Source organism: Xenorhabdus szentirmaii DSM 16338 (assembly GCF_002632585.1).
Taxonomy (GTDB): domain Bacteria; phylum Pseudomonadota; class Gammaproteobacteria; order Enterobacterales; family Enterobacteriaceae; genus Xenorhabdus; species Xenorhabdus szentirmaii.
This window is the reverse complement of record NZ_NIBV01000002.1, coordinates 990,319-999,105: the sequence shown is the minus strand read 5'-3', so window position 1 is coordinate 999,105 and position 8,787 is coordinate 990,319. Positions and strand designations below refer to the sequence as shown.

Sequence of the window (8,787 nt, the reverse complement as noted above, 5' to 3'; positions counted from 1 at the left end):
AGTAACCAAATTTTGTTACCTTAAGCCAGCCTTACGGGGCTGGCATTTTCTCACCCTTTATCAATCTGGTTTTCAGGTGTCATGGTATGGAAATTTGTTTTCCCGGACTAGATGCGGTTTAGTGCGCCACCCGCCAGAAGGGATGAATACATTATGTTTAACGCCAGATTACGTACAGCATTTATGGATTATAAATGAACACTTCGAACATTAAACAATCGGCCCATCAGATTTTATTCTCACTGTTGTACCGTTCACGCTGGGCACTTGCCATTGCCGTTTTTGCCAGCATTGCCAATGGCATTTCCAGCGTTTCTTTGATCACATTAATCAATAAGGCAGTGACAACCTCTAACGATAGTTATTCCTCGCTTGCTTGGTATTTCGGTATTCTGGCTGTGCTGGCTATTGCCTGCCGCATACTGAGTGGCGTGATTTTCGCTAAACTGAGCCAGAATACGATGGCAAAGATGCGCGAACTCATCTCAGAACGTGTTGCCCGTGCGCCCTTCCGCCAGATTGAGGTACTGGGTGCCTCCCGCGCTCAATCCATCATCACTGACGATGCCACCAATGTCTCATTGTTATTTTTCACCCTGCCCAATATCGTGATGCAGGGTTCAATTGTCTTGGGCTGCCTGAGTTATCTGGCCTGGTTGTCGTGGCCCGTATTTTTCTTGGCGCTGGCTATAGTCATCATTGGTTCACTCGGTTATAGCCTCGGCGGAACCAAGGCGATTGACTCATTCAACGCAGCGGGCAAAGCACAAGATCGCCTATTCAACCATTTCAACGCATTATTCTCTGGCGCAAAAGAATTAAAGTTACACTTCTCACGTACTCAGGCTTTCTTCACTCACTCCCTGTGTCATGAAATTGACTCAGTGCGCCAGCATCGCACCCGCGCTTTCGGTGTTTATGCTTTTGGTGCTGGCTGGATACTCTTTTTATTCTATGTGTTTTTGGGGCTGGTAATATTCGCCCCGGCAGTAATACCGGGCCTTGAAGTCACGACACTCGCTGGTTATGTGATTATATTTCTGTTTATGTTGATGCCCTTAGACGGTTTGTTAAACAGTATTCCAGCACTGAATGCGGCACGTGTATCACTGAATCGCATCGGAAATGTATTATCAGAACTGAATGAGCAAGACCAATTTACACAGCAGATTTCTGCCAATGAATTCGGTGAAGCGACTTTATTGCACCTGTCTGGCCTTACCCACAGTTATTACCGGGAGCAGGAAGATGAGGTATTCCAACTCGGCCCAATCGATATAAAACTAAAACGAGGTGAAATTACTTTTTTGATCGGCGGTAACGGCAGTGGCAAAACGACTCTCGCCAAGTTACTGGTCGGGCTCTATACACCAGAAAACGGCACAATTACCGTTGATGGACAAGTGATCACTGACAACAACAGAGCCAACTATCGTCAACTATTCTCGGCGGTTTTCTCCGATTTCCATCTCTTCGAAACATTGATAGGTTTGGGCGATACCGATTCAACATTGGATGCACGTGCTAATGCATTACTCGCTAAACTGCATTTGGATAATAAGGTAAAGATTGAAAATGGCTGTTTCTCAACTCGCGATTTGTCACAGGGACAACGAAAACGTCTTGCTCTGGTGGTTGCCTATCTGGAAGACAGACCATTCTATCTGTTCGATGAATGGGCCGCTGATCAGGACCCGCTGTTTAAGACGGTATTCTATCAGGAATTATTACCCGAATTGGCGGCGCGCGGTAAAGCCGTACTGGCTATCACCCATGACGATCGTTTCTTTCACTTGGCCGATCATTGTATCAAGCTGGAAAGTGGTCGACTCCTTGTCAATAAGGAGCAAGGGGTAATGGCCCAATAACTTTACAGGGATTTCATCAGGCGTTTTACCTTTCAAGCCACTTGTGGCCTGTGATAGTTGTAAAACGCCACCCATTTGTCGACGAAAGATTTTACGGGGCTTATTACATCAGAACGCAAACACGGATAGCGATCATGGTCGTATAGAACATAAGCCGGATGGTTTTACCCTGCGTGCGATACTGATCATTGGTACATTGAAACGCTGCTGTACAGCGGCCAGACGTCATTGATTCAACGCAGCTTTCTGGTGTGCAGATAATTTCAATTCTTACAATCCATTACCGACGAATATGCATTTTATCGGAAAGTTTCACATAATATATCGAGCGTGAAAATCTGACTCTACGTCATCGGATTAAGCGATTGAAGCGTAAAGCACCCGATTATTCAAAATTGCCAGAAATAACCACCAGAAATGCATGACAAAATTATCGGTACTTTTATCGAAAGAGAATATTATATTTAGAATCAATCAACGCATTGAATGCGCAACCTCATTAGGGTTATATTGTCGCAGTTATGTTATTGCGTTAATTCGATATTGTGTTTATCTGATATTACGTTTATCCGATTTTGCCCTGTATTTTCTGCCTTAAAGGTTCATCATGCTACAACCGGTCTTTACACCTGATAATGCGGCGGCGGCCAATCAATATTCCCAAAAACTGGCGTATGCCCGTCAACGCCTGCTCTCGATTTTCATAAACGACAAGCTATTTGTCGATACATTATTGGAGCAAATCGAAAGTTCATCCGCCCTCAATGACGACCCGTTATTAGAAAAAATAGAAGAAGTCAGTGCGCTCTTGCTCAATCTTCATGCTGCGGATATTGCCGACATTCTAGAAGCCCTGCCCTATGATGAACGTCTCGCGTTATGGAAACTGGTTGATATTAATCAACGCGGTGAAGTTTTGGTCGAAGCCTCCATTCCGGTCTGGGATCACTTGATCAAAAACATGTCTGATGTTGAACTGTTACGCGCTATCGGTACATTACATGTGGATGAACAGGCCTACATTGCAGAACATCTGCCCAAGGACACCACTCGCCGTTTACTGACTTATCTTGAGCCGAGCCAGCGCAACCGCATTCGTGAAGTATTGCAGTACCATAAAGACAGTATCGGCCAGATGATGGATTTTGAGTTTGTGACGGTACGGGGAAATGTCACTCTCAGCACCGTTCAACGTTTTTTACGCTCACGAGGCTCTATTCCTGAGGCAACCGATAAGATCTTTGTTATTGATCGTCAAAATCGTCTTCAGGGAGAACTTTCACTTACCACTTTGTTAATCAATGCACCGGATAAATTAGTGTCCGACGTCATGAACACAGACACCGTTACTTTCTCACCAGAACAAAAAGGTGAAGATGCGGCCAGTGCATTTGAACGTTACGATTTAATCTCGGCTGCGGTGGTAGACAGCAACGGGCGTTTGATGGGACGTCTGACCGTTGAAGATATCGTCGATACTTTAAGTGAAGAAACCGACACCAATATTCGCCGCATGGGAGGGCTGAGCCGTGAAGAAGATGTGTTTGCCCCCGTTGGGCAAACAGTTAAAACCCGTTGGGCATGGCTTGCCATAAATTTGTGTACCGCTTTTGTGGCATCAAGAGTCATTGGGTTGTTTGAACACACCATTTCCCAACTTGTCGCTCTTGCAACCCTGATGCCTATCGTGGCGGGCATTGGCGGTAATACCGGAAACCAGACCATTACCATGATCGTTCGCGCACTCGCTCTTCATCAAATTCAAACCGGCAGTTTCTCTTATCTGCTATTAAGGGAGCTTGGTGTTGCATTTATCAACGGTATTATCTGGGGTGGCATCATGGGTATCATCACCTATCTGCTTTATGGTGAGCTTGCGATGGGCTGTGTGATGGCAATGGCGATGGTCCTGAACTTGCTGATGGCCGCATTAATGGGCGTGTTGATCCCATTCATTATGATGAAACTGGGAAGAGATCCCGCAATTGGTTCCAGCGTGATGATTACGGCGATTACCGATACCGGTGGATTTTTTATTTTTCTGGGCTTGGCGACCCTGTTTTTGGTTTAATGATTTTTGGTTTGATTGACAGAATTTAAATTCAAAGCTCTTTCCTTAAACAACCGCCAGTCATCTGAAAAAAAATCATCTATTTTATGAAAGCCAATTATAATGCTCTCCATTCAAAGAATATCATCCTCCATTATTTTTAATATGTTATTGTCGCCTTTGTATTTTTCACTGAGTATTTTCTATAATTCTATTGCTTTTGTGCAATATTCATTAACACCATCTTCGATCTCTTTTTTGTGTTCATCGGACAGATTAGTATCCCATTTACCTGAAAAATACTGACAATACTCCACACTGTCGATATATTCCTGCAAATCCATGGAATAATTATGACCTCCTGAAGCCCATGCACTCTCGCATAGCAAGAAGAAAGTAATGAATATTTTCATTAAATTTCTTATAGCAAGCACGACTCCTCACTCCCAACAGAAAATAAGTTGCCTTACTTTCTAAACTACTTATTACATATTTATCTAAGAGCCTACTTAGTAGGCTCCCATGCTTATCATAACTCTTTAATTCTTAGTATACTCTTTCATCCCAAACGCTATAACCCGAAGTTCCCGCCATATGATGACGACAAATAATGTCTTTATATTTGATAGAAACAATTTCTTCTGGTTGTGCTTCCGCATGGTTCACGCTATGCGGGTAATTGGGGGACAACTCAATAATTGTCGCCTCACGGCATTCAATGGAATAATATAATTCCTGTGAACCCGATTGGGCAGTACGATAAAAATCAAATTTAAGGTTCAGCGTTTCATTATCTGAAATTGCCATCATCAATAATGGCGATGATTTATCTTGCGGTTTTATAAAAACAATTGGGCTATGGTTGACATTTTGTTCTCTGTGAATGGAATGATGCAGCTTTAATATAAATATCTCATTCTCATGACCAATCTGATATTTATTGCCAATGGATTCAATAGAAGAACAACCTTGTGAAATCAACCCTTGCTTATCACCCTTCAACGTTAAGTAGATCATATTTGCCATAATAACTTCCTGTTTTGGTTAAGGTTCATAACATATGATAATGCTATACTAATATAGCTTCAAATGCTGAAAGTTGGGTAGGTATTTTTCTTTTTAAATCCATATTCTCAACAGTGGCAACTCACTATACTAACCAGCAATTCCTTCTAAAAATAAAATACTGACAATTCTTTATTTATCAAAATAATATTTCACCCACTTTCAAATAAAATAAAAATATTTCCGTTTATTATAAAAACCCAAAGACATCGCAGTACATTATGATATTCCTCTTTTTATTTCGCACACAAAAATTAACGGCCGTAACACTCATTGTGCAATAATAACTCTCTTTGATATAAATATACTCATTTCGGTATTGTTCTTTGATTTTTCATAAAACAGGAAGTTAACTCCATGAAAAGAAGCAATAGTCATTATTATGATCCTTACTTTAACCCCAATGGTGAGAAGTTTTCATTATGGAATAATGCGCCAGGAGTTTGTTATTTCCCATCAACACCTATTGAAAGGCCAATTCAATATCAATTCGAGTCACAACAAAATCAACAACACATTATGTTGTTGACCAAAAATGAAGCGTATACGATTCTGGACTCATGGGGAGCATTTGGGCGTACTCTGCTGGGAATTTGAGTTTAACCTCAAGAATACCTACCCGAAACGGGAACAAATTAATCAGGCTAACGAAAGTGACCGTGATTTTATTGAACGCTTATTGTCAGAAGTGGGTATTTTCTATACTTTCCGCTTACAACCCGATACACAAACAGAAGTCATTCACTTTGGTGACAAGCAGCGCTGCTATGAATTTGATAAAAATTTGCCCTTCAACACGCCATCAGGCATGAGCGATAACGGGCAGGATTCTATTTGGGGACTGACCCTGCGACGCCAAGTTGTCGAAAGCTCAGTTCAAACCAAAGATTATAACTACCGTACTGCGCAACATATTCTCAATTCCGCTCAGGCAGACATGACAAGAGGCGATGGTGAAGACATTACCTATGGTGACGTAACCTACTATAAACCCCGCCACTTAACGACAGGTGATAAACTTCAGCCCGAACCGGAAACCGCCAACTTTTGGGCCTGGCTTGATCATGAACGTTTTCTTGTCTCGCCAAACCCTGCTATATGCCCAAAGTACCGATCCAACGCTGATGACCGGCCAAGTAGATCCAACAATACCCTCAACATTGCCCAATGTATTTCAGTCTCCCATTTTGTTGACGCACCTGCGTTTCAATGCCTGTCGGGCGACTGCATTACAAGTCAAAATAACGGCCGTTCTTTTCAGCGAAACCTTGTGCTGGCGACCTCCACTAAAGTCACGCCCGGTGATCAGCAGAACCCTGACAGCCCGTATTACCAGCCCGATCAAGAAAAGTGGGGAGAAGGTTTCGAATTACGCAGTGACAGTTGGGGTGCCATCCGTGCAGGCAAGGGCCTGTTTATCAGCGCTGATAAACAACCATCGGCGCAAGGGGAAGTTCTGGATATGGGATCTGCCCAATCTCAGCTGGCAGAGGCATTGATAGAGATGCAGACCCTGACAGCCAGCAAGCAGCTTGATATTGGCGCAACCAAACGATTTACACTGGCAACGGGCGGGATCATGAGCTTTTTCTCCCGTTTGGGCGCCAGACTATTTTCAGCCAAAGGCAATATCAATATTCAGGCACAAGGCGGAGACATCGCCACTTGGTCAACACAAGATACTCACATCAGCAGCGGAAAAAGAACGGTCATTTCAGCGAATGATGAACTCACATTAATGTGTGGTGGTGCATTTATTAAACTCACCGGCGGAAATGTAGAAATCGGCGGACCGGGGGCGTTGCTGGTGAAAAACGGAGGCATCCAAAAACTGGATGCAGAAAGCATGAAAAACGCCATGCAATCATTTACACCAGAGAGTTTTAATGAACGGTTTATCATCAACCATCCACTCACGGGAAAACCGGTTGCCAATCAAAGTCATGAATTGCATATGCCAGACGGGCGCATCATTGAGGGCATAACCAACAGTGAAGGCCAAACAACACTGGTTGAATCAGAAACGATTGAGGGGCTGAAAATTATTCTTACCCCCAAAAGCTAACAAAGTTGTGCTTCTGTTCAACATGGATTAATTAAAGACACCAACAAATACTCTTACCTACCTTAGAAAGGGGGGGGTAAGAGTACAAAAAATAGAAAGGAACAACTTATTGTAAGGAAAGAATTTCTTCACGACTAAGGCCAGTGCTTTCCATGATCAGTTCAATACTGACGCCATTTTTTAAAAGCGTACGGGCAATATTGATTGATGCTTGTTTTTCACCTTGTTGAATGCCTTGTTGAATGCCTTTTGCCCAACCTTTTTCCTCTAATCGCTGTGCAATATTCATGATCTCCTCCTGATGGCTGCCTACCTGTTTGGTTAGTTGCTGGAGCATCTGTTCAAAATGCGGCGAGTCCATCGTAATAAACAGGTAATTTAGAATAGTAACCACATCGTTGTCACTATTATAATTGTACTTAAGTGCCTGTGCCAATAATGTGGTCACTGCTTCAACCCTGTCCCGCAAATTCTTATGCTTCATCGCCAGTTCCATTACAGCGATTTTGCGGTGGTTGACTAACTCATTATCATCAATCACGGTGACATCAACCAGTGGAAAGGGATTGAAATATATCTCCTCCGCCAGTGCCGGCAATAAAAAGCATTGTGTCCAGCGCTGCTGGAAAGGATAAGGACTGGTATCACCGTGGTAAAATAAAATGGGGACAACCAACGGCAGTTCCTTATTTCCTTGTTGCAGATGCTGATTCATTGCCATAAAAGCATAGTACATCATTCTCCATGCCATCATTTTATCCGGAGTGGATTGGTGTTCAACAAGCACATAAATATAACCATCGCCCTGTTGCGTTTTCACCGAATAAAGTACATCAGACAATCTTGAACGGAGCCGGTTGTCAATAAATGAAGAGTTAGTTAACTTTAAAGTATTAAAATCAAATAACTTTTTAATTTTTTCTGGCAAATGAATATCAAAAAAATCACGGGCATTCTCGATCTGAGCCATAAACCGCTTGAATGCCGCATCATGAGGGGTGGGAATAACCTTTTTATCCTTCATGTTTTCTTATCCAAAATGATCCATGCGCCCAGTGTACGGTACAAGAAAGGTTGGCATCAAGGACTATGATATAAAGTATTTGATCAGCTTACAGATAAAATATACGAATTATGAAAATGATGAAGCATATTACGACATTAAGGACAAAGGCATCCATATCAAAATATATAATAATTCCAGTTCATTATTTAAATAATGGTCATTCAGAGTCTCCGACAGTGATGATTTTATTACCTTTATTTTAATGATCAATAACAAAATAGCCTTTTCTATAATAACAAAAGTTAATTGTTTTGATTTACGCTATAAATTACAAAATCCTCTTGCAGGAATACATAAAAAGATTAACAAAAAATTCAAATTAACCATGCCATCTGTTTTATCAACACTCCTGCTGTTTATACTCTTATTACTCCTGCGTCAGTTTTATCTGGATAAAATTTGGTGAAAAACGTTTATTTCATCTACTACTATTAAATAATTAAATCTGGTTCGTTAAATGAAAAATAACAAATCCCCTATTTGGGTAAAATTTGTCATTGGCTTGGTTATTGCTGGTGTTCTTCTTTTTTTCTGTACCTGTTCTATCGTGGAAATGTCCATATTCATAAGCCCAGTACTTTTGTTTATATTGGGCTGGTCATTGTTGCAACGGGATTATTTGCCCTATTTGAAGCGATTTATGGCCCTTTTTGGCAGCGAAAAATTCATATTC

At 41.8% G+C, this 8,787-nt stretch carries 7 protein-coding genes and 2 pseudogenes; 6 read left to right on the top strand and 3 right to left on the bottom strand.

Features of this window, described 5'->3' with window-relative positions; all coding sequences use genetic code 11:
* The first annotated feature begins 194 nt into the window (after window positions 1–194).
* The 3 genes and pseudogenes from Xsze_RS14610 to mgtE all read left to right on the top strand — a co-directional run bounded on the left by Xsze_RS14610 (window position 195) and on the right by mgtE (window position 3,939).
* Window positions 195–1,868: a cyclic peptide export ABC transporter gene (locus Xsze_RS14610; protein ID WP_038240278.1), complete on the top strand. Its 1,674-nt coding sequence runs from the start codon at window positions 195–197 to the stop codon at window positions 1,866–1,868.
* Between the two features lie 232 nt (window positions 1,869–2,100).
* A pseudogene (locus tag Xsze_RS22815) lies at window positions 2,101–2,336 on the top strand (IS1 family transposase); the annotation flags it as partial.
* 139 nt (window positions 2,337–2,475) lie between these two features.
* Window positions 2,476–3,939 carry a magnesium transporter gene (gene mgtE, locus Xsze_RS14605; RefSeq protein WP_038240275.1) on the top strand — a complete coding sequence of 488 codons (1,464 nt, stop codon included), beginning with the start codon at window positions 2,476–2,478 and terminating at the stop codon, window positions 3,937–3,939.
* A gap of 182 nt (window positions 3,940–4,121) precedes the next feature.
* On the opposite strand, the gene Xsze_RS14600 is transcribed toward mgtE, so the two are convergent.
* A complete protein-coding gene (locus Xsze_RS14600) occupies window positions 4,122–4,352 on the bottom strand; it encodes a hypothetical protein (RefSeq protein WP_141557204.1) in 231 nt (76 codons plus the stop codon).
* A 112-nt stretch (window positions 4,353–4,464) separates the two neighbouring features.
* Complete coding sequence (locus Xsze_RS14595; RefSeq protein ID WP_038240273.1) at window positions 4,465–4,944, bottom strand: Hcp family type VI secretion system effector; 480 nt, start codon at window positions 4,942–4,944, stop codon at window positions 4,465–4,467.
* 396 nt (window positions 4,945–5,340) lie between these two features.
* Here Xsze_RS14595 and Xsze_RS22230 point away from each other — a divergent pair, with 396 nt between their 5' ends.
* The 3 genes and pseudogenes from Xsze_RS22230 to Xsze_RS23495 all read left to right on the top strand — a co-directional run bounded on the left by Xsze_RS22230 (window position 5,341) and on the right by Xsze_RS23495 (window position 7,048).
* Window positions 5,341–5,580: a hypothetical protein gene (locus tag Xsze_RS22230; protein ID WP_038240271.1), complete on the top strand. Its 240-nt coding sequence runs from the start codon at window positions 5,341–5,343 to the stop codon at window positions 5,578–5,580.
* Window positions 5,570–6,320 (top strand): annotated as a pseudogene (locus Xsze_RS23500) (contractile injection system protein, VgrG/Pvc8 family); the annotation flags it as partial. The gene Xsze_RS22230 and the pseudogene Xsze_RS23500, both read left to right, overlap by 11 nt.
* Entirely contained in the window at window positions 6,254–7,048 is a 795-nt protein-coding gene (locus tag Xsze_RS23495; RefSeq protein WP_456303179.1) for a DUF2345 domain-containing protein, read from the top strand. The pseudogene Xsze_RS23500 and the gene Xsze_RS23495, both read left to right, overlap by 67 nt.
* A gap of 106 nt (window positions 7,049–7,154) precedes the next feature.
* Here Xsze_RS23495 and Xsze_RS14585 read toward each other — a convergent pair whose 3' ends face one another.
* Window positions 7,155–8,072: an Rpn family recombination-promoting nuclease/putative transposase gene (locus tag Xsze_RS14585; RefSeq protein ID WP_038240266.1), complete on the bottom strand. Its 918-nt coding sequence runs from the start codon at window positions 8,070–8,072 to the stop codon at window positions 7,155–7,157.
* Window positions 8,073–8,787: the final 715 nt, after the last annotated feature.